The sequence below is a fragment of the Streptomyces sp. NPDC029138 genome, assembly GCF_055564375.1.
Genome location: NZ_JBVHWM010000110.1, coordinates 1 through 20,261 on the forward strand (window position 1 = coordinate 1; position 20,261 = coordinate 20,261).

The following is a 20,261-nucleotide window of genomic DNA, read 5'->3' on the forward strand; positions in this document are numbered from 1 at the left end:
CCGCCCTAATCCAAACAAAACCCCCCACCCCCCCCCCCCCCCTCCCCCCCCCCCCCCGCCCCCCCCCCCCCCCCCCACCCCCCACCCCCCCCCCCCCCCCCCCCCCCTCCCCCCCCCCCGCGACTCTCGGGGAAACCGTCGAGCCAGCTGTGACCGCCCGGGTCATCGTCTCCGCCTCCAGGGACCAGGGATCGATCCGCTTCCAGTGTGGCGACGCCGGGGCTCGCGGGGGTCAGGGGCCGCAGGCCCCTCTGCGGGACCGACCGGCCCTGAGGGCGGTGGCCGAATGCCGGACCTTGTGCCGCGACCGCTGACCGACGTCAGACGTCCGGGCGGCTGCGGCGCATGCCGAGATCGGACAGCTCTGACATCGCGCTGAGCCGCCTGATCACGAACGCGCCCCGCTGATCACACCCTCGCGGTGACCGCGCACGCGGCACGGCTCCGGGCCCACCCCATCGGGCACACTCACCCCATGGAGACCACTGACTTCCTTGAGACCCTCGACCGTGAGGGACAGCTGCTGGCGGCGGCTGCCGGTGCGGCGGGGGCCGAGGCGCACGTGCCGACCTGTCCGGAGTGGCAGGTGCGCGATCTGCTGGGGCACACCGGCACGGTCCACCGGTGGGCCGCCGCCTTCGTCGCCGGGGGCCACACCTCACCCCGGCCCCTCGGCGAGCCGCCGGAGCTGGACGGGGCCGAGCTGCCGGCCTGGTACCGGGACAGTCACCGTCTGCTGGTGGAGACGCTGGCCGCCGCCCCCGCCGACCTCGTGTGCTGGACCTTTCATCCCGCGCCCAGTCCCTCGCCGCTGGCGTTCTGGGCCCGGCGGCAGGCGCACGAGACGACCGTGCACCGCTACGACGCCGAGGCCGCGCGCGGCGGTACGCCGTCCCCGATCGCGCCGGACTTCGCGGTCGACGGCATCGACGAACTGCTGCGCGGCTTCCACGCCCGCCCCCGGAGCCGCGTACGCAGCGAGAAGCCGCGTACCCTCCGGGTGCGCGCGGTGGGCGCGGGGCCGGACGCGGTGTGGACCGTACGGATCGGCGCCGAGCCGCCGGTGACCGTGCGGGCGGAGGAGGGCCCGGCCGAGGCCGAACTCTCCGGGCCGGCCGATCAGTTGTACCTCGCGCTGTGGAACCGGGCGGCGGTGCCGCACGTGACCGGCGACCCGTCGCTCGCGGCCCTGTGGCGGGAGCGCTCCGGCATCTGACGACGAACTCCGACCACCCCGACGGCCCCTCCCCGGCAGCCGCCGACGGAAAGAGCCGTCAGTCGCCGTCGGCCAGCATCCTGGCCAGCACCGCGCGCTGCACCGGCCGCACCTCGCCGTGCAGCGCGCGTCCCTTCACCGTGAGGGCCACCCGCACCCCGCGCCGGTCCTCCGGGCACATGGCCCGCTCGACCAGGCCGTCCTTCTCCAGGCGGCCGATGAGCCGGGACAGCGCGCTCTGGCTGAGGTGGACCCGGTCGGAGATCTCCTGCACCCGGTAGGCGCAGCCGCCGTCCGCCGCCGCGCCCTCGGCCAGCAGGTCGAGAACCTCGAAGTCACTCGCGCACAGTCCGTGCCCGTGCAGCGCTCGGTCCACTTCGCACTGGGTGCGGGCATGCAGGGCCAGGATGTCCCGCCACTGCTCCACGAGCGCCTGTTCGGGCTGCTTCTTCGCCGCCATGACCGCACCGTAGCAGAGGAACGCATATATTGCACCGTCATTAAATGCGCTTGCATCTCATGCATGTGCATGTAATTGTACGCGGCATGACCTCTCCGCTCACCACCTCCGCGGCCCCGTTCCCGGCGGTTCGCTGGACCCCCCGGCTGTGGGGCACCCTGCTGGTGCTGTGCGCCGCGATGTTCCTGGACGCACTGGACGTGTCGATGGTCGGCGTCGCGCTGCCGTCGATCGGCTCCGATCTCGGTCTGTCCACGTCGACCCTGCAATGGGTCGTCAGCGGCTACATCCTGGGCTACGGCGGCCTGCTCCTCCTCGGCGGCCGGACCGCCGACCTGCTCGGCCGGCGCCAGGTGTTCCTGGTGGCGCTCGGCGTCTTCGCGCTGGCCTCGCTGCTCGGCGGCCTCGTGGACTCCGGCCCGCTGCTGATCGCCAGCCGCTTCATCAAGGGCCTGAGCGCGGCCTTCACGGCACCGGCGGGCCTGTCGATCATCACCACGACGTTCCCGGAGGGCCCGCTGCGCAACCGGGCCCTGTCGATCTACACCACCTGCGCCGCCGCCGGCTACTCCATGGGCCTCGTCTTCTCCGGGCTGCTCACCGAGGCCAGCTGGCGGTTCACCATGCTGCTGCCCGCCCCCGTCGCACTGCTCGCCCTGCTCGTGGGCATGAGGCTGCTGCCGCGCAGCGAGCGTGAACGCGACCACGGCGGCTACGACATCCCGGGTGCCGTCCTCGGCACCGCCTCGATGCTCCTGCTGGTGTTCACCGTCGTCGAGGCGCCCGAGACCGGCTGGGCCTCGGCCCGGACGCTCCTGTCCTTCGTCGCCGTAGCCGTCATGCTGGTCGCCTTCGTGCTCGTCGAGCGGCGCAGCCCGAGCCCGCTGATCCGGCTCGGGGTGCTGCGCTCCGGGCCGCAGGTGCGGGCCCAGCTGGGCGCGTTGACGTTCGTCGGCAGCTACACGGGGTTCCAGTTCCTGGTCACGCTCTACATGCAGCAGGTGCTGGGCTGGTCGGCCCTGCACACGGCGCTGGCGTTCCTGCCGGCGGGCGCGCTGGTGGCGCTCTCCGCGACCAAGGTCGGGGCCGTCATCGACCGGTTCGGCACCGCACGGCTGATCGTGCTCGGCTTCGTGCTGCTGGCGGTCGGATACGTGCTGTTCCTGCGCGTCGACCTGCACCCGGTCTACGCGGCCGTGATCCTGCCGACCATGCTGCTGGTCGGCTCGGGCTTCGCACTGACCTTCCCGTCCCTCAACGTCCAGGCCACCAACGGCGTCGACGAGCACGAGCAGGGCATGGTCTCCGGTCTGCTGAACACCTCGGTGCAGGTGGGCGGCGCGCTCTTCCTGGCCGTCGTGACGGCGGTGGTGACCGCACACGCTCCCGCGAAGGCCACCCCGCAGGCCGTGCTGGACAGCTACCGGCCCGGTCTGGTCGTGGTCGCGGTCATCGCCGTCGTGGGGCTGCTGCTGTCGCTCAGCGGGCTGCGCCGGTCCCGCCAGGGACAGTCGGTCGTGGTCGCCAGGTCCACCGTGAAGGAGGCGGACGCGGACCGCGTACCGGTCCGCGACTAGGAAAGAGGGGGACGCCTCCACGCGTGCGCCCGGCGGGGATCGCTTGCCCCGCCGGGCGCGCGCCTGTGAAACTGACGCGATGTACGCATACGGGGGCCGTCGTACCAAGGCTGAGCAGGACGCGGCCACGGTCGAGATCGGCTACGCGCTCGTCAGCGCCGCGTTCGCGGCGGCGGTGCTGTTCGGGGCCGTGGCCGGGCCCGCGCTCCTCTTCGACCTGCCCGGCCTCCTGTCCAAGGTGCTGCTGCGGCTCGGCATGGCGGTCGCGCCGGTCGTGTTCGTGGCCCGGGTGGTCAGCGTGCTGATGCGTTTCCGGCGGACGGCTCAGCCCAGCCAGCCGGGCCGTACCAACCCCGACTCGTAGGCGAGGACGACGAGTTGGGCGCGGTCCCGGGCGCCCAGCTTCACCATGGTCCGGCTCACGTGCGTCTTGGCCGTGAGCGGGCTGACCACCAGCCGGCGGGCGATCTCCTCGTTGGACAGGCCGATGCCCACCAGCGCCATCACCTCACGCTCCCGCTCGGTGAGCCGGGAGAGCGCGTCCGCCGCCGCGGGTTGCTTGGAGCGGGCCGCGAACTCGGCGATCAACCGGCGCGTGACGCCCGGCGACAGCAGTGCGTCGCCCTCGACCACCGCCCGTACGGCGCGCAGGAGTTCGTCCGGCTCGGTGTCCTTCACCAGGAAGCCGGAGGCGCCGGCGCGGATCGCCTCGAAGACGTACTCGTCCAGTTCGAAGGTGGTGAGCATGACCACCTTCACGTCCGCGAGCCCGGCGTCGGAGGTGATGCGCCGGGTCGTGGCCAGGCCGTCCAGCAGCGGCATGCGGATGTCCATGAGGACGACGTCCGGCCGCAGTTCGCGCACCCGGCGCAGCGCGTCCTCGCCGTCGGCCGCCTCGCCGGCCACCTCGATGTCCGGCTGCGCGTCGAGCAGCGCTCTGAAACCGGCCCGCACCAGCGACTGGTCGTCGGCGAGCAGTACCCGGATCACGGGGCCTCCCTGAGGTGCGACGGCAGGACGGCGAGCACCCGGAAGCCGCCGTCGGGGCGCGGGCCCGCCTCGATGGTGCCACCCAGCGCGGCGGCCCGCTCGCGCATGCCGGCCAGCCCGTTGCCGCTGCCCCCGGCGTCCGCGCCGGTCGCCGGTCCGTCGTCGTCGATCCGCAGCCGCAGGACGCCGTCGGCGTACGCGAAGCGCACGCGCGCGTGCCGGGAACCGGAGTGGCGTACGACGTTGGTGAGGGCCTCCTGCACGATGCGGAAGGCGGCCAGGTCGGCGCCGGGCGGCAGCCGGGGCGGCTCGCCCTCGGTCTCGACGGTCAGACCGGCCGCCGCGGCCTGTTCCACCAGTTCCGGCAGCCGGTCCAGGCCCGGCGCGGGGGCGCGCGGCGCGGCTCCCGGGGCGCGCAGGGTGCCGAGGACCTGGCGCACCTCGCCGAGCGCCTCCTTGCTGGCGGACTTGATGGTGGTGAGCGCGGCCCGCGCCTGCTCGGGGTCGCTGTCCAGCAGCGCGAGTCCCATGCTCGCCTGGACGTTGATGACGGAGATGCTGTGCGCGAGGACGTCGTGCAGCTCGCGGGCGATGCGCAGCCGCTCCTCGTCCGCGCGCCGCCGCGCCGCCTCAGCGCGGTCCGCGCGCTCCCGCGCCCACTGCTCGCGCCGCACCCGGGCCAGCTCGGCGAGGGCGACGACGGCCAGCACCCAGGTGGCGACGACGATCTCCTGGCCGATGCCCGCGCCGCGGTCCCCGGCGGGCGGGAGCCAGCGGTACAGCCACAGCGCGACCAGGACGTGTCCGGCCCACAGCAGCGCGACGGCCGCCCAGGCGGCCCGTCTGTGCCCGGCGACGACGGCACCGAAACAGCCGACCGCCACGGTGAGGAAGACCGGTCCGTACGGGTAGCCGAGGGCCAGGTAGGCCAGGGCCGCCGTCGCCGTGCCGAACGCCACGGCCACCGGGTGACGGTGCCGCCACAGCAACAGGGCCGAGCCGACGAGCAGCAGCACGCGCGCGTAACCGTCGAGCGGCACCCGGTCCGGCTGGCTGTGCGCCGCGAAGTTGCTGCCGACCAGCACGAACGCGGTGATCAGCACGGTGGAACGCCACGGCCACCGGGCGCGGTGCGCCTCGGCGTCGTCCGGACGGGTCCACCCCGGGGGCCCGTACCGCCACCAGTGCGAGGGACCGCCGCCGTGCTGCTCATCCATGCGAGCCACGCTAGACGCCGACGCGCCGGGACGACGTCGGCCGGGCGAGGTGACCAGACGTACTCCCGGGGGACTACGCGGTTCAGGGCGGCGGGGCCGCGCGGCTCCCGGCGGCACCGCCGGCCGGGACCCGGCGCTCCCACACCGGCGGACAGCGACACCGTCCGCGTTCGCGCGGATGATCCCGGTGGCGTTCGACGAGGCGTTGGGCATCCGGACGAAGCGGCACGACCAGGACACGCCCGCGTACACCCGGGTCATCACCGCTTTCGGCTTCGAGGGCAACGCCGCCTCGCTGACCCGGCTCTTCCCGACGCCGGTCGAGATCGGGGCGGCGGCCGGGCTGCTGATCGTGCGCGAGGCGTGGAACCTGCCGGTTCTCAAGACGATGGACGTGCCGTCCTGGTCACCCCACGCGGACCACCAGGACCCAGCGGTGCACCAGGTCGACACGGACAAGGCCCGGCACGGCCGGCGCCGGAACGCGAGCGACATCCTCGTCGACGTCGGCGAGGGCTCCGGCGTCCGGGCTCTGCGCCATGTCCCGGAGCTGACCGCGCAGGCGCGGACGACCCCGGATCTGCTCGGCCGCCCTACGGCCACGCTGCTGGTCGGCCACCGAGGCCTGGGCGGCGGCGAGAACCTGCGCGACTACGTCACCGGCGACGTGCTGGACGGGCGATCCGGCTCTGGCAGCAGCACCCCCGCGCGGACGGCATGGTTCTGGGGCACCCAGTGCTCGCCCCACGTCTGCGGTCGTCCTCGCGACGGCGCGCATCCCATCCGGCGACGGTTAGCCGGCTCCCTGCTCCGCAGGGGAGCCGACGTCCGGTGTGGCGGCCCAGGAGGCGAGCAGGCGCAGTCCCTCCTCCGAGGGTGAGCCGGGTTCGGCGGTGTAGATGGTGAGGGTGAGGCCGGGTGCGGCGGCCATCTCCAGGCCCTCGTAGGCGAGGGTGAGGTCGCCCACGGTGTGGTGGTGGAAGCGTTTGGTGCCGGTGCCGTGGTGGCGGACGTTGTGGGCGCCCCAGCGGGTGCGGAAGTCATCGCTGCGCGTGGACAGCTCGCCGACGAGGTCATGGAGGCCCTTGTCGTGCGGGGCGCGGCCGGCTTCGGTGCGCAGGATGGCGACGGCGATGTCCGCGGCCTGGTCCCAGTCGGGGTAGAAGCGGCGGGAGGCGGGGTCGAGGAAGTTGAACCGGGCCAGGTTCGCCTGGTTGCCGGCCGTGGCGTAGACGTCGGCGTAGAAGGCGCGGGCGAGCTGGTTGGTGGCGAGCAGGTCCATGCGGCCGTTGCGGACGAAAGCCGGGCCGGCGGTGACGGCGTCCAGTACCCATTGCAGGCTGCGGTGCGGAGTCCATGACCGGGCGGTGCGGCGGCGGGGCCGGGTGAGGGCGTCGGAGCCGTCGGCGGCCTGGGCCAGGTTCAGCAGATGGGCCCGTTCGGCGTCGTCGAGCTGGAGGGCGCGGGCGACGGCTTCGAGGACGGCCGGTGAGACTCCGGCGAGGTTGCCGCGCTCCAGCTTGGCGTAGTACTCCACACTCACATCGGCGAGCGCGGCGACCTCGCCGCGGCGCAGGCCGGGGACGCGCCGGCGGCTGCCGGAGGGCAGGCCCGCCCGCTCGGGGGTGATCTTCGCGCGCCGCGAGGTGAGGAACTCGCGGATCTCTGCCTGGTTGTCCACGCCTTCGACGGTACGTCCCGCCCGCGACCATAGGGATGTACTGGCGGTACACCCCTTGATGGTGCCTCGCTCCCCGCGCGAAGAGCGGGTTACCTGGATGACGTGGTGCTTTCCGCCCGCCCCGGCACGACGGTTGTGCACCTGGCCCCGCACTTGTCGACGGCCCCGGAATCCGGCGCCCCACGCCTCGGTGGCCACGAGCTGAATCGTGGCGACCGCCACAACCCGCAGGCGGTCGCCCCCGGGACCACCGCGGTCGCGGTGTGGAGGGGCCTGGCCGACCCCGCCGAGCAAGGAGAGCCAGACCGTGCTTCGCAGCCTTCTGCGTACCTTCATCCTCCCCGTGCTGGTACTGGCCGTGACCGCCTGCAACGACCGTCCACCGTCGCCGACCCCTCCGCCTTCATCGCGCCCGTCGGCCTCGACGCGCGAGGCATCCGCACCGTCCGACAGGAACAACGCCATGCGCATTCGCCTGACGATCGACGGCCACCGAGCCGACGCCTCCCTGAACGACAGCCCAGCCGCTCGTGACCTGGCCGGTCTGCTCCCGATCACGCTGGAGCTGGAGGACTTCCACGGCACCGAACGAATCGGCTACCCGCCGCGCAAGCTCACCACCGACGGCGCCCCGCAACCGTCCGCGGCCAGGGCCGGCGCCCTCGCCTACTACGCGCCCTGGGGCAACCTGGCCTTCTTCTACCAGGACGGCCCCGCCCCCTCGGCCGACCTCCTGATCCTTGGCCACGTCGACGTGTCCGCCGAGCAACTGGCCCGGGCCGAGCGGATCACGATCACCCCCGCCACCTGACCAACCCCCCATCGCACGGAGGAAGTACCTCTCATGCCCCACCCCGCCGCTCCCGCGTCGGGCAAGCTGCCCTTCGTCGTGTGGGTGCTCGCCGCCGGCACGTTCTTGATGGGCACCACCGAGTTCGTCATCGCCGGGATCCTCCCCGACATCGCCCCCGACCTCGGCGCCGGCGTCTCCCGCGCCGGACTGCTGATCACGGCCTTCGCCGTCGGCATGATCGTCGGCGGGCCGACCATGGCCCTGGCCACCCTGCGCCTGCCCCAGCGCCTCACCCTCGTCCTCGCCTTGGCGGTCTTCGCCGCCGGGCACGTCGTCGCGGCCCTCAGCGGTTCCTTCACCGTCGTCCTGGCCGCGCGATTCGTGACCGCGCTGGCCACGGGCGCGTTCTGGGCCGTCGGCTTCGTCATCGCCACCGGCGCCGCAGGGCCGGCGAACGCGACCCGCGCGGTCAGCATGATGATGGGCGGCCTGACCCTGGCCAACGTCGTCGGCGTCCCCGTCGGCTCCCTGGCCGGGCATGTCACCGGCTGGCGGGGCCTGTTCTGGGCCCTGGCTGTGCTGGCCGCCCTCGCCGCCGCCGTGATGGGCCGCTTCATCCCCCGCACGGAGCAGCGCGCCCAGGTGTCGGTGCGCGGCGAAATCCGGGCGCTGCGGCAGGGCCGTCTGTGGCTGGCGCTGGCCGCGGCCGTCATGATCATGGGCGGCGTCCTGGCCACCTACACGTACATCACACCGCTGCTGACCGACCGGGCCGGCATCCCGGTCGGCGCCGTGCCACTGGTCCTGGTCGCCTTCGGCGCGGGTGCGCTGGGCGGTACCGCGATCGGCGGCCGGTTCGGTGACCACCACCCGATGGCCACGACAATCCCGGCCGCCGCGGCGACCACCATGGTCCTGCTCGCGCTGATCCCGCTGTCCACCACCCCGGCAGCCGCCGTCGCCCTGATCTTCCTCATGGCTCTGGCCGGGTTCACGATCAATCCGATCGTCACCGCCCTCGCCGTCCGCTTCGCCGGCGACGCGCCCACCCTGACCTCGGCGCTGACCACGTCCGCCTACAACACGGGCATCGCCGCCGGCTCCGCACTCGCCGGGCAGGCTCTCGCCTCTTCCCTCGGCGTGACCGGGCCCGCCCTGGTCGGCTCCCTCTTCGCGGGCCTCACCCTGCTGCCGCTGATCGCCCTGGCCACCACCGTCCGGCGCGGGACGACCCGCATCATCGCCCACGGCACTCCCGAGGCGCAGGCCCCGGCGTCGCAGGACCACGCCGCAACGACCTCGACGACCCGGCGCTGAACCAGCCCGCCCATCCCGCGCCCCATCCCGCCAGGAGGAATCCCGTGAACCCCACATATGACTTCACCGGCCAGGTCGCCTTCATCACCGGCGCCAGCTCCGGCATGGGCCTGGCCACCGCCCACGCCTTCGCCGCCTCCGGCGCGGCCGTCGCCCTCGCCGACATCAACGAGGCCGCGGTGAACGAGGCGACGAAGAACCTCACCGACGCCGGCCACCAGGCCCTCGCCCTGGTCTGCGATGTCACCGACGAAGACCAGATCGCGACCGCCCTCGACCGCACCGTGGAGACCTTCGGACGGCTCGACATGGCCTACAACAACGCCGGGATCATGCCCCCGCCCACCGACGCCGCCGACGAGGGCGCCGACCAGTTCGACCGCGTCCAGGCAATCAACCTGCGCGGCGTCTGGGCCGCCATGAAGCACGAACTGCGCCACATGCGCACCCAGAGAAGCGGCGCCATCGTCAACTGCTCCAGCCTCGGCGGCCTCGTCGGCAACCCGGGCCGCGCCGCCTATCACGCCTCCAAGCACGGCGTCATCGGCCTGACCAAGAGCGCCGCCCTCGAGTACGGTGCACGCGGCGTCCGCATCAACGCCGTCTGCCCCGGCACCATCAGCACCCCCATGGTCGATGCCATGGTCGAGGGCGGGGAACTCGACCGCTCCCAGGCCGAAGCCGGCCAAGCCATCGACCGGCTGGGCACCGCCGACGAGATCGCCCAGGCCGTCCTGTGGCTGTGCAGCCCCGGTGCCGGCTACGTCACCGGCATCGCTCTGCCCGTCGACGGCGGCTACACCGCGCGGTAACCGCCGGCCCGGCAGCAGACCGCACTCATCCCAGCTGTGCCACACGACGACCCTCGGCACAACTCGGCGGCAGTTTGACCGGCGTTCACAGGACGACTCCCGCCCCATGTGCTCAGTCGATACAGAACTCGTTGCCCTCGATGTCCAGCATCGGGATGCAAGAATCATTGCCGTCATACAGCGTTTGCACGTGTACTGCGCCGAGCGGGACCAGTCGTGCGCATTCGGCCTCGAGTGCGGCGAGGCGTTCTTCACCCACGAGTCCGGTGCCGACCCGCACATCAAGATGAACCCGGTTCTTGACGGCTTTCCCTTCGGGGACGCGCTGGAAGTACAGTCGCGGGCCCACGCCTGAGGGATCTATGCAGGCGAACCATGAATCTCGCTGCTCAGGTGGCTGCGAACGCTTGAAGTCATCCCAAGTGGCAAACCCCTCTGGTGGCGGCGGTACGACATACCCCAACACCTTGCACCAGAAACGAGCGAGACGCTCAGGTTCGGCGCAGTCAAAGGTGACTTGGAACTTCTTGATCGCTGACATCGGAGCACCGTACCAAGGGGACTTGGGACTCTGCCGCTCCTCACCCCGGGTGGTACGCCAGGGCGTGGACGCCACCGCGCCGTCGCGGCGGCCCTCGGGGAAGCCCGGTTCGACGCCCGGCAAGCTTCCGGCACGAGGGCCTGGCCGACGACGTCCGCGGCCGGGCGGAGCTCGCGGAGCGGGAGCGCATCGACCGGCTGCTTGCCGCCGCGGCACCGGGGACCGTCTACGACCCGGACACCGACGACGTCGTCCAGGCCGAGCCCACCGCCGAAGCCACGGCCGCCTCCGCCCGGGAAGCCGAGGTGCGCGAAGCCGCCCAGATCGTGGTCCGCGCCGAAGAGCTCCAGGCGCTGCGCGCGCTGCGCACGTTGGAGCAGATCGAGCCCCGCAGGGCGAGCCGGGCGCCCGACCGGCGCCGGGGCGGTGCGCGGCGGGCGCGGCTCGGCACCGGGCCCTGCCGCCGACCCACACCCGCGTCAGCGCGACGAGCGACTCGGCCCCGGGCGGTGGAGATCCGCGGGCTCGGGGCGGTCAGGTGACGTTCTCGCAGGGCAGTCCCACAGAGGTGTACCTGCCGTTGTCCAGCTCCCAGCCCTCGGCACAGGTCTGGCCGGTCCCTCGGCCCTTCCCCGCGACGCCGGGATAGGCGCTGTCCTTGCCTTCCACCCTCATGCCGGGGCCCCACACGTTGATGTGGCCGTAGAACCGGTTCGAGCCGCTGTAGTAGCCGCTCGTCGTGTAGCCGGACGCGTTGCCGACCACGTTGATGCAGACCTTGTGATTGCATCCGTGCGCGTCCCTGTGCTCAGGGGTCTTGCTCACCCGGAGGCACACGTCCCGCGCGCACTTCCAGTCCGCGCTTTCATGGGCCGTCTCGGCGGCGCCGGCACCCGCGCTTGCGGTGATCAGAGCGAATGCCGCTGCCGCGACGAGCAGAGAACGCATGGAACCTCCTGTGTGACCGGCTCAGAGAGCACCCTGATGCTCAGTCAAGCCACCGCGGTGGCCCGCCAGCAGGAGATCCGCTCCCAAACCACCCTGAAGGGGGCAACTCGACGGGGCGGCGAGCGGTGGCGGGCTGGGGAGAAGGTGTGCGCCGATCCTCTCAGCCCCGCCCCAGCCCCACCCCCTCCGCGAGTCGGCCGGCCGCGTGCCGGAAGAACGCCTCTCGGTCCTCCACCACCCGGTGGAACTGGCCGAACAGTTCGAACCCGATCAGTCCGAACAGCTGGGCCCAGGCCGCCACCAGCGCCACCGCGGCCTCCGGCGGCACGTCGGGGGCGAAGTCGGCGACCATGCGCACACCCTCGGGGCGCAGGTCGGCCGGGAGGGGGACGGCGGCCAGGCCCGGCCCCTCGTGGGCGTCCCGCACAATGCCGATGAAGACCATGCCGACGCGGGCCGCGGCCGGGACGGTGGTCTCGGGCGCGGAGTAGCCGGGCACGGGCGAGCCGTAGATCAGCGCGTACTCGTGCGGATGGGCGAGCGCCCAGCCGCGCACCGCTTCACACACGGCGATCCAGCGGTCCGGCGGCGAGGCGTCGGCCGCGGCGTCCCGGGCCCGCTCGGCCGCCTCCCCGACGGAGTCGTAGGCGTCGATGATCAGGGCGGTCAGCAGATCGTCCCGACTGGGGAAGTAGCGGTACAGAGCCGACGAGACCATCCCCAGCTCACGCGCCACGGCTCGCAGGGAGAGCTTGGCCGCGCCCTCCTCCGCCAGTTGTCTGCGCGCCGCCTCCTTGATGGCCGCGGTGACTTCCTGCCTTGCCCGCGCGCGGGCGCCCTGTGCGGTGGTCATGCCAGCAGTGTGCCACGGCGGGAGAGCGGTGCACACAGATCAGAGCAGCGAACAAAAAAGAGAGCGGCGCTCTTGCTTCGGAGCACCCATCTCCCCCACACTGAAGTCGAGCGAGAGCACCGCTCTCTCAAACCGTGGGGGTCACCATGTCGACACACGTCGTCAAGCCGGGCTGGTTCACCGTCAACGTCTTCAACCGCGCCGTCTCCTGGCTCACCCGGCGCGGCATCAGCATCTGGGGCTCCCGGGTCCTCGCGGTGCGGGGGCGCAAGAGCGGGCAGTGGCGCACCACGCCGGTGAACCTGCTGACGGTGGACGGGCAGCAGTACCTGGTCGCCCCGCGCGGTCACGTCCAGTGGACCCGGAACATGCGCGCGGCCGGCGGCGGCGAACTGCGGCTCGGCAAGAACGTGGACGTCTTCACCGCCACCGAGGTCGCCGACGACGACAAGGTCCCGCTGCTGCGGGCCTACCTCAAGCGCTGGAAGGCGGAGGTCGGTGTCTTCTTCAACGGCGTCGGCCCGGACTCGCCGGACGCGGAGCTGCGCCGGATCGCCCCCGACCACCCGGTCTTCCGCGTCACCGTCACGAACTGACCGGCTCCTCCGCCGATGCGGCCGGGCCCCGGTCGAACGCGGTCAGCGCGCGCTGGGCGATCGGGTGGGAGCGGACGAGCTCGCCCAGCGAGGTCGAGCCCTGGGTGATGTCCCGGAACGCCCGCCACGCCGGGCGGAAGCCGGTGAGGGCCGCGTGGAAGAGGCCGGGGCGCTTCTCGAACGCCGCCAGCATCCGCTTGCCGACGCTCATCTCGACGCCGAGCCCGGCCTTGATCGCGAACGCGTAGTTCAGGGCCTGGCGCCGGGTGTCGACGGCGTCGTGCGCCTCGGCGATCCGGACCGCCCACTCCCCCGCCAGCCGGCCCGAGCGCAGCGCGAAGGAGATGCCCTCGCGGGTCCACGGCTCCAGCAGGCCGGCCGCGTCCCCGCAGACCAGCACCCGGCCCCGGGACAGCGGCGAGTCGTCGGCGCGGCAGCGGGTCAGGTGCCCGGAGGAGAGGGCCGGCTCGAAACCGGCGAGGCCCAGCCGGGCGATGAAGTCCTCCAAGTACCGCTTGGTGGCGGCGCCTTCACCGCGCGCGGAGATCACGCCGACCGTCAGTGTGTCGCCCTTCGGGAACACCCAGCCGTAACTGCCCGGCATCGGGCCCCAGTCGATGAGGACCCGCCCCTTCCAGTCCTCGGCGACCGTCTCGGGCACCGGGATCTCCGCCTCCAGGCCGAGGTCCACCTGGTCGAGCTTCACGCCGACGTGGGCTCCTATGCGGCTGGCGCTGCCGTCGGCGCCGACGACCGCGCGGGCCAGCACGGTCTCCCCGCCCTGGAGGACGACGGCGACCGTACGCCGGTCCGGCACCGCCGAGCCGTGCTGCTCGACCCGCTGCACGGTGACACCCGTACGCAGCTCGGCGCCCGCCTTCTGGGCGTGCTCGACCAGTTGCTGGTCGAACTCGGGGCGGTTGATGAGCCCGAACAGCATCTGCTTGGAGCGGCGGGTGCGGGTGAAGCGGCCGTTGTTCGAGAAGGTGACCGCGTGCACCCGGTCCCGGAAGGGCAGCTCGAAGCCGGGCGGCAGCGCGTCGCGCGAGGGGCCGATGATGCCGCCGCCGCATGTCTTGTAGCGGGGCAACTCGGCCTTCTCCAGCAACAGCACGCGCCGTCCCGCGACCGCCGCCGCGTAGGCGGCCGAGGCGCCCGCGGGGCCCGCGCCCACCACGACGACGTCCCACACCCGCTGTACGTCGTCCGCCGAAGAGTTCTCGCCGCTCACGATGGTCTACCGCTCCGATCAAGCCGCTGCCAAGTGTCCTGTCGCATCCTACGGCGGCCGTCCGCGCAGGCCACTGTGGGAGGATCGGTCCCACCCCGTACAACGTCGCACCTACGAGGAGCGTGCCCATGCCGTCGAATCCGGTCGCCGAGACCGTCGCCTCGCTGCTGCCCCGGGCGAAGGCGGAGCTGACCGAACTGGTCGCCTTCAAGTCGGTGGCGGACTTCACGCAGTTCCCGAAGAGCGAGAGCGACGCCGCCGCGGGCTGGATAGCCGACGCGCTGCGCGCCGAGGGCTTCACGGACGTGGCCCTGCTGGACACCCCGGACGGCACCCAGTCCGTGTACGGCTACCTGCCGGGCCCGGAGGGCGCGAAGACGGTTCTTCTGTACGCGCACTACGACGTGCAGCCCCCGCTCGACGAGGCCGGCTGGGCCACCCCGCCGTTCGAGCTGACCGAGCGCGACGGCCGCTGGTACGGCCGCGGGACCGCCGACTGCAAGGGCGGCTTCATCATGCACCTGCTCGCGCTGCGCGCCCTCAAGGCGAACGGCGGCGTCCCGGTGCACGTGAAGATGATCGTGGAGGGCTCGGAGGAGCAGGGCACGGGCGGCCTGGAGCGGTACGCCGAGCAGCACCCCGAGCTGCTGGCGGCGGACACCATCGTCATCGGCGACGCGGGCAACTTCCGGGTCGGCCTGCCGACGGTGACCACCACCCTGCGCGGCATGACCCTGCTCCGGGTGCGGATCGACACCCTGGCCGGGAACCTGCACTCGGGCCAGTTCGGCGGTGCCGCCCCGGACGCGCTGGCCGCGCTGATCCGCGTCCTGGACTCGCTGCGCGCCGAGGACGGCTCGACCACGGTCGACGGCCTGGACGCCACGGCGAAGTGGGACGGCCTGGAGTACGCCGAGGAGCAGTTCCGCGCGGACGCCAAGGTGCTGGACGGCGTCGAGCTGATCGGTGACGGCGCGGTCGCCGACCGCATCTGGGCCCGCCCGGCGGTCACCGTCCTCGGCATCGACTGCCCGCCGGTCGTCGGCGCCACCCCGTCGGTGCAGTCGAGCGCCCGCGCCCTGATCAGCCTGCGGGTGCCGCCGGGCGTGGACGCGGCGGAGGCCGGCAAGCTGCTCCAGGCGCACGTCGAGGCGCACACCCCGTGGGGCGCCCGGGTCACGACCGAGCAGATCGGCCAGGGCCAGCCGTTCCGCGCCGACGCCGCCAGCCCCGCCTACCAGGCGATGGCCGACGCGATGGCGGTGGCCTACCCGGGCGAGACCATGCAGTACGCGGGCCAGGGCGGCTCCATCCCGCTGTGCAACACGCTCGCCGGTCTCTACCCGGAGGCGGAGATCCTCCTCATCGGGCTGAGCGAGCCGGAGGCGCAGATCCACGCGGTCGACGAAAGCGTGTCACCGGAGGAGCTGGAGCGGCTGTCGGTCGCCGAGGCGCTGTTCCTGCGCAACTACGCGGCGGGCTGAACCGTTCTGCCCAGGGCAGAGGGTCCTCGCCTCCGGGCGGGGGCCCTCCCTACGGTCGGCGCATGGACGTCATCGAACTGCTGCCCCGCCTGCACCTGTTGCGCTTCCCGGTCGGCCAGGCCTGTCTCTGGCGCGACGGCGACGAACTGACGCTGATCGACGCGGGCCCGATCGGCTCCGGCCGGACGATCGCCGACGCGATCACCGCGCTGGGGCGCGCCCCTCAGGACGTACGACGGATCGTCCTGACCCACTTCCACGAGGATCACGTGGGCGGGGCGGGCGAGTTCGCCGCGCTGAGCGGCGCCGAGGTGCTGGCGCACTCCCTGGACGCGCCGTTCGTACGGGGTGAACTGCCGGGTCCGCCCCCGCGGTTCGAGGAGTGGGAGCTGCCGATCTTCGCGCAGGCGGCCCGGCACCTGCCCGAGGGCCCGCCGGTGCCTCCGCCCTCGCTCACCGAGGTGGTGGACGGGGACGTCCTCGGCTTCGGCGGGGGCGCGCGGGTGCTGCACGTCCCGGGGCACACGGACGGCAGCATCGCGCTGTTCCTGCCCACCGAGGGGGTGCTGTTCACGGGGGACACCGTGGCGGCGGCACCGGACGACGGAACGCCGATGGCGGGGGTGTTCAACCTGGACCGGGCCCAGCTGCTCGCGTCGATCCGGCGACTGGCGGACCTCGGGGCGGAGGTGGCCTGCTTCGGCCATGGCGACCCGGTCCTGTCCGGCGCCACCGCCGCACTCCGCTCGATCGTCGCGGCGCCGGGTCAGCCGACCGGCACGCCGGCCTCCAGATAGAGCGCGGCGCCCCGCTCACGCGCTCGCAGCGCCCAGCGCAGCCGCTCGTAGCGGACCGGCGGCAGCATCGCGGCGGCCTCCTGCTCCGTGGCGAACCGCCAGGCGCGCAGCTCCGGGCCGGGCAGCAGCACCCGGGACGCCTCGCCGGACTCCAGCCGGCCGCCGTCGAACAGCAGCCGCAGTCCGCCGAACCCGGGCGGGACGGGCCGCTCCCAGTCCACGACGAGCAGCCGGGGCACCTCCCGCAGCTGTATCCCGGTCTCCTCGGCGACCTCGCGCATCCCGGCGCGGGCGGGGGCCTCGCCCCGCTCCACCACGCCGCCGGGGAACTCCCAGCCGGGCTTGTAGGTGGGGTCGACCAGCAGCACCCGGTCGTGCTCGTCGAAGAGCAGCACGCCGGCGGCGAGCGTCTCGGCGGTCGGCTCGGGGGTCTGCACGATGTCGCAGGCGGGTACGGCCCCACTGCCGACGGCGTCGGCGATGCGGACGGCGGTCTCGTACGGGGTGAGGTCGCTCGTGTCGACCGGGTGGGCGTCGGCGGTGAGCCAGGAGGCGAGGGCGGCGCGGTAGGGCTCGATGTGGTCGTACGACCACTGCCGCGTGCGTATCTCGCCGTCGGGCACGTCGGGCGGTGTCTCCCGCCCGGCTATTCGCTCGCGCAGGATCGTTTCGGCCGGGGCGAGCAGCACGTGGTGCACGGCGATCCGGCGGGCGGCGAGACCACCGAAGATCTCGTCCCGGTACTCCTGGCGGAGCAGGGTCATGGGCACCACGAGGGTGCCACCCAGCTCGGCGAGCATCGCGGCGGCGGTGTCGACCACCAGCCGGCGCCAGATCGGCAGGTCCTGGAAGTCGCCGACCTCGGCGAGGCGCTTGGGCGGCAGCAGGTGCGTGAGCGCCCCGCCGATGACCTCGGGGTCGAAGAGCGCGCTGTTCGGGATCAGTTCGATCAGTTCGCGTGCCGTGATGGTCTTCCCCGCACCGAACGCGCCGTTGATCCAGACGACGGTCACGGACTCCCCCTCCTGTGTCGGCCCCCTGAGGCTTGCCCGCTCCACCCTGCCACGGAAACCCCCTCCCGTTGAGGGCGCCTGTCCGCGCGCACACGGGAGTGCCGGTGCCCCCTGCGGCGGGGACACCGGCACGCACGCCGTACGCCGTCGGGGGTTACTCGTGTCCGAGGGCGCCGTGGTCGACGTCCAGGCTGTCCTGGGCGACGAGGTGACCGGTCGTGTCGAGGGTGTCCGAGACGTTGAGGTCACCGAGGGCTCCGTCGTCCGCCGCGTGGGACGGGGTGACGGCGGCCACGACGAATCCGGCGGCGAGGGTGGCGATGGCGAGCATGCTGCGCTTCTTCATGCGCTGATCAACTGCGCGGACGGCCAGGAGTCACGCTGCGGCTCCCACGCGTCAGGCCGTAGACCCGGCCAAGCAAACACACCCGAACACTCGACAGCCCTCTTCCAACACAGTCAGACACGTCCTACCGTAAACGCGCACCGATGACGCGTACATGCAGTCATCCCGGTTTCGCGAGTCGGAGGAACGTCAACGATGCGTCACCCTCACACCCGCACGACCCGCATCATCCGCCGAAGAGTGGCCGGAGCGCTCACCGCCGGCCTGCTGTGCGCGGCGGGCCTCGCCGCCCCCGCCCTGGCGGCCCCCGCCGAGACACCCGAAGCGCCCGCCCTGGCCGACGGTCTCGCCCTCACCCCGCCGATGGGCTTCAACAACTGGAACTCCACGCACTGCCGCGCCGACTTCAACGCGTCCATGGTCAAGGGCATCGCGGACCTCTTCGTGGAGAAGGGCCTGAAGGACGCGGGCTACCAGTACGTCAACCTGGACGACTGCTGGGCCCTGCCGGACCGCGACGCGGACGGCAAGCTGGTGCCCGACCCCGTGCGCTTCCCCGACGGGATCAAGGCGGTCGCGGACTACGTCCACGCCAAGGGGCTCAAGCTCGGCATCTACACCAGCGCAGGCACCAAGACCTGCAACAGCGCGGGCTTTCCGGGCGCCCTGGGCCACGAGTACAGCGACGCGCGGCAGTTCGCCGACTGGGGCGTGGACTACCTGAAGTACGACAACTGCAACAACCAGGGCGTGGACGCCCGGCAGCGCTACCGGACCATGCGTGACGCGCTGAAGGCGACCGGGCGGCCCATCGTCTACAGCATCTGCGAGTGGGGCGAGAACAAGCCCTGGGAGTGGGCCTCGGACGTCGGCCACCTGTGGCGGACCACCGGTGACATCAGCGACAGCTGGAGCTCGATGCTGTCGATCCTGAAGCAGAACCTCCCGCTCGCGCCGTACGCCGGACCCGGCCACTGGAACGACCCCGACATGCTGGAGGTCGGCAACGGCGGCATGACGGACACCGAGTACCGCTCGCACTTCTCGCTCTGGTCGGTCATGGCCGCGCCGCTGCTCATCGGCACCGATCTGCGCAAGGCCTCCCAGGCGACCTACGACATCCTGGGCAACAAGGAGGTCATCGCCGTCGACCAGGACCCGCTCGGCAAGCAGGGCACGGTCGTCTCGTCCGAGGGCGGGCGCTGGGTCGTCGCCAAGGAGATGAAGGACGGCAGCCGCGCGGTGGCCCTCTTCAACGAGTCCGGCACCGCGCAGCGGATCGCCACCAGCGCGAGCGCCGTCGGCCTGCCGGACGCCGACGCCTATGCCCTGCGCGATTTGTGGCAGCACCGCACGTACAACACCGCCGGCACCATCGCCGCGACCGTCCCGGCCCACGGCACGGTCCTGCTGCGCGTCTCGGCCGACCCGCGCTGGGCCGCCCATCCGCCCGCCGTCGAACTCGGCCTGGACGGCAGCCCGTTGCTGGAGGCGGCGAGCCCGGCCACGCTGACCAGCACCGTCACCGACCTCGGCCGGACGCCCGCGCGACGGGTCTCCGTGTCGCTGACCGGCCCCGCCGGCTGGACGGTACGGCCCACCTCCGCGACCTCGGCCCCCGCGCTCGCCCCCGGCGGAACGCTGCGCACCGGCTGGCGGGTGACCGCGCCGGCCGGCACCCCGACCGGCTCCTACGGCCTCACGCTCACGACGCGATACCGCTCGCCGTCCGGCACGCCGGTCACCAGCACCCTCCCACTGACCGCGTCCGTCGTCGTGCCGCCGCCCGCCGGGACGTCGTACCTCGGCGATCTGCCGTGGCTGTCGGCGACCAGCGGCTGGGGCCCAGTGGAGCGGGACACCAGCAACGGGGAGAGCGCCGCCGGTGACGGGCATCCGCTCACCGTCGGCGGGACGGTGTACGCCAAGGGGCTCGGCGTCCACGCGCTCAGCGACATCTCCTTCTACACGGGCAAGGCCTGCGAGAAGGTCACCGCGGAGGTCGGCGTGGACGACGAGAAGGGCACGAAGGGCACCGTCGCCTTCGAGATCTGGGCGGACGGCACGAAGGCCGCGTCCACCGGCGTCCTCACCAACGCGATGCCCGCGCAGTCGCTCACCGCCGACGTCACCGGCGCCCAGGTGGTCCGGCTGGTCGTCACCGACGGCGGAGACGGCGTCGACTCGGACCACGCCGACTGGGCGGACGCCCGCCTCACCTGCTGACCCGGCGGTCCTTCACTCGGGGCCGGGCCACGAGCGGGCTTCCTCGGCGCAGGCCCGGGGCTTCCTCGGCGCAGGCCCGGGGCTTGGGGGGGGGGGGGGGGGGGGGGAGAGGGGGGGGGGGGGGGGGGGGGGGGGGGGGGAGGGGGGGGGAGGGAGAAGCGGA

21 protein-coding genes are annotated in these 20,261 nt (G+C 72.9%); 11 read left to right on the forward strand and 10 right to left on the reverse strand.

From position 1 onward, the window contains the following. Positions 1–475 precede the first annotated feature (475 nt). On the forward strand, positions 476–1,216 hold the full coding sequence (locus tag ACZ4WH_RS42315; RefSeq protein ID WP_468191176.1) for a maleylpyruvate isomerase family mycothiol-dependent enzyme: 741 nt from the start codon (positions 476–478) through the stop codon (positions 1,214–1,216). Between the two features lie 58 nt (positions 1,217–1,274). On the opposite strand, the gene ACZ4WH_RS42320 is transcribed toward ACZ4WH_RS42315, so the two are convergent. Beyond that, entirely contained in the window at positions 1,275–1,676 is a 402-nt protein-coding gene (locus tag ACZ4WH_RS42320; RefSeq protein ID WP_468191179.1) for a MarR family winged helix-turn-helix transcriptional regulator, read from the reverse strand. An 86-nt stretch (positions 1,677–1,762) separates the two neighbouring features. Between ACZ4WH_RS42320 and ACZ4WH_RS42325 the strand changes: the two genes are divergently transcribed. Both ACZ4WH_RS42325 and ACZ4WH_RS42330 read left to right on the forward strand, forming a co-directional pair. Continuing rightward, positions 1,763–3,253: an MFS transporter gene (locus ACZ4WH_RS42325; RefSeq protein ID WP_468191182.1), complete on the forward strand. Its 1,491-nt coding sequence runs from the start codon at positions 1,763–1,765 to the stop codon at positions 3,251–3,253. A gap of 79 nt (positions 3,254–3,332) precedes the next feature. Continuing rightward, positions 3,333–3,617, forward strand: a complete 285-nt coding sequence (locus tag ACZ4WH_RS42330; RefSeq protein ID WP_468191183.1) for a DUF6332 family protein — start codon at positions 3,333–3,335, stop codon at positions 3,615–3,617. Here the strand turns inward: ACZ4WH_RS42330 and ACZ4WH_RS42335 are convergent. Then, positions 3,578–4,243 carry a response regulator gene (locus ACZ4WH_RS42335; protein WP_468191186.1) on the reverse strand — a complete coding sequence of 222 codons (666 nt, stop codon included), beginning with the start codon at positions 4,241–4,243 and terminating at the stop codon, positions 3,578–3,580. The genes ACZ4WH_RS42330 and ACZ4WH_RS42335 overlap by 40 nt on opposite strands. Continuing rightward, complete coding sequence (locus tag ACZ4WH_RS42340) at positions 4,240–5,460, reverse strand: sensor histidine kinase (protein WP_468191189.1); 1,221 nt, start codon at positions 5,458–5,460, stop codon at positions 4,240–4,242. The genes ACZ4WH_RS42335 and ACZ4WH_RS42340 overlap by 4 nt, the downstream gene beginning before the upstream one ends. Positions 5,461–5,647: 187 nt before the next feature. On the opposite strand from ACZ4WH_RS42340, the gene ACZ4WH_RS42345 reads away from it, so the two are divergent. Beyond that, positions 5,648–6,340, forward strand: coding sequence for a hypothetical protein (locus ACZ4WH_RS42345; protein WP_468191191.1), 693 nt, complete (start codon positions 5,648–5,650; stop codon positions 6,338–6,340). Here the strand turns inward: ACZ4WH_RS42345 and ACZ4WH_RS42350 are convergent. Continuing rightward, positions 6,254–7,141, reverse strand: a complete 888-nt coding sequence (locus ACZ4WH_RS42350; protein WP_468191194.1) for a helix-turn-helix transcriptional regulator — start codon at positions 7,139–7,141, stop codon at positions 6,254–6,256. The two genes, ACZ4WH_RS42345 and ACZ4WH_RS42350, sit on opposite strands and share 87 nt — an antisense overlap. A gap of 463 nt (positions 7,142–7,604) precedes the next feature. On the opposite strand from ACZ4WH_RS42350, the gene ACZ4WH_RS42355 reads away from it, so the two are divergent. The 3 genes from ACZ4WH_RS42355 to ACZ4WH_RS42365 are packed head-to-tail and all read left to right on the forward strand — an operon-like array spanning position 7,605 to position 10,063. Next, positions 7,605–7,952 carry a cyclophilin-like fold protein gene (locus ACZ4WH_RS42355; RefSeq protein ID WP_468191196.1) on the forward strand — a complete coding sequence of 116 codons (348 nt, stop codon included), beginning with the start codon at positions 7,605–7,607 and terminating at the stop codon, positions 7,950–7,952. A gap of 33 nt (positions 7,953–7,985) precedes the next feature. Continuing rightward, on the forward strand, positions 7,986–9,251 hold the full coding sequence (locus ACZ4WH_RS42360) for an MFS transporter (RefSeq protein ID WP_468191197.1): 1,266 nt from the start codon (positions 7,986–7,988) through the stop codon (positions 9,249–9,251). Between the two features lie 44 nt (positions 9,252–9,295). Continuing rightward, positions 9,296–10,063 (forward strand): SDR family NAD(P)-dependent oxidoreductase, encoded by a 768-nt coding sequence (locus tag ACZ4WH_RS42365; RefSeq protein WP_468191200.1) that lies wholly within the window; start codon positions 9,296–9,298, stop codon positions 10,061–10,063. A gap of 112 nt (positions 10,064–10,175) precedes the next feature. Here ACZ4WH_RS42365 and ACZ4WH_RS42370 read toward each other — a convergent pair whose 3' ends face one another. The 3 genes from ACZ4WH_RS42370 to ACZ4WH_RS42380 all read right to left on the reverse strand — a co-directional run bounded on the left by ACZ4WH_RS42370 (position 10,176) and on the right by ACZ4WH_RS42380 (position 12,405). Further along, on the reverse strand, positions 10,176–10,604 hold the full coding sequence (locus ACZ4WH_RS42370; RefSeq protein ID WP_468191203.1) for a VOC family protein: 429 nt from the start codon (positions 10,602–10,604) through the stop codon (positions 10,176–10,178). Between the two features lie 534 nt (positions 10,605–11,138). Continuing rightward, positions 11,139–11,552, reverse strand: a complete 414-nt coding sequence (locus ACZ4WH_RS42375) for a hypothetical protein (RefSeq protein WP_468191205.1) — start codon at positions 11,550–11,552, stop codon at positions 11,139–11,141. 160 nt (positions 11,553–11,712) lie between these two features. Beyond that, positions 11,713–12,405, reverse strand: a complete 693-nt coding sequence (locus ACZ4WH_RS42380; RefSeq protein WP_468191208.1) for a TetR/AcrR family transcriptional regulator — start codon at positions 12,403–12,405, stop codon at positions 11,713–11,715. A gap of 146 nt (positions 12,406–12,551) precedes the next feature. Here ACZ4WH_RS42380 and ACZ4WH_RS42385 point away from each other — a divergent pair, with 146 nt between their 5' ends. Continuing rightward, on the forward strand, positions 12,552–13,001 hold the full coding sequence (locus ACZ4WH_RS42385) for a nitroreductase family deazaflavin-dependent oxidoreductase (RefSeq protein WP_468191210.1): 450 nt from the start codon (positions 12,552–12,554) through the stop codon (positions 12,999–13,001). Here the strand turns inward: ACZ4WH_RS42385 and ACZ4WH_RS42390 are convergent. Continuing rightward, on the reverse strand, positions 12,991–14,232 hold the full coding sequence (locus ACZ4WH_RS42390) for a geranylgeranyl reductase family protein (RefSeq protein WP_468191213.1): 1,242 nt from the start codon (positions 14,230–14,232) through the stop codon (positions 12,991–12,993). The genes ACZ4WH_RS42385 and ACZ4WH_RS42390 overlap by 11 nt on opposite strands. 128 nt (positions 14,233–14,360) lie before the next feature. On the opposite strand from ACZ4WH_RS42390, the gene ACZ4WH_RS42395 reads away from it, so the two are divergent. Both ACZ4WH_RS42395 and ACZ4WH_RS42400 read left to right on the forward strand, forming a co-directional pair. Then, positions 14,361–15,716, forward strand: a complete 1,356-nt coding sequence (locus ACZ4WH_RS42395) for a M20/M25/M40 family metallo-hydrolase (protein WP_468191216.1) — start codon at positions 14,361–14,363, stop codon at positions 15,714–15,716. Between the two features lie 62 nt (positions 15,717–15,778). Further along, on the forward strand, positions 15,779–16,513 hold the full coding sequence (locus ACZ4WH_RS42400) for an MBL fold metallo-hydrolase (protein ID WP_468191219.1): 735 nt from the start codon (positions 15,779–15,781) through the stop codon (positions 16,511–16,513). Here ACZ4WH_RS42400 and ACZ4WH_RS42405 read toward each other — a convergent pair. Both ACZ4WH_RS42405 and ACZ4WH_RS42410 read right to left on the reverse strand, forming a co-directional pair. After that, complete coding sequence (locus ACZ4WH_RS42405; RefSeq protein ID WP_468191222.1) at positions 16,483–17,526, reverse strand: NUDIX hydrolase; 1,044 nt, start codon at positions 17,524–17,526, stop codon at positions 16,483–16,485. The genes ACZ4WH_RS42400 and ACZ4WH_RS42405 overlap by 31 nt on opposite strands. Positions 17,527–17,680: 154 nt before the next feature. Beyond that, entirely contained in the window at positions 17,681–17,872 is a 192-nt protein-coding gene (locus ACZ4WH_RS42410; protein ID WP_468191225.1) for a hypothetical protein, read from the reverse strand. Positions 17,873–18,067: 195 nt separating this feature from the next. Here ACZ4WH_RS42410 and ACZ4WH_RS42415 point away from each other — a divergent pair, with 195 nt between their 5' ends. After that, on the forward strand, positions 18,068–20,098 hold the full coding sequence (locus tag ACZ4WH_RS42415; protein WP_468191227.1) for an NPCBM/NEW2 domain-containing protein: 2,031 nt from the start codon (positions 18,068–18,070) through the stop codon (positions 20,096–20,098). Positions 20,099–20,261: the final 163 nt, after the last annotated feature.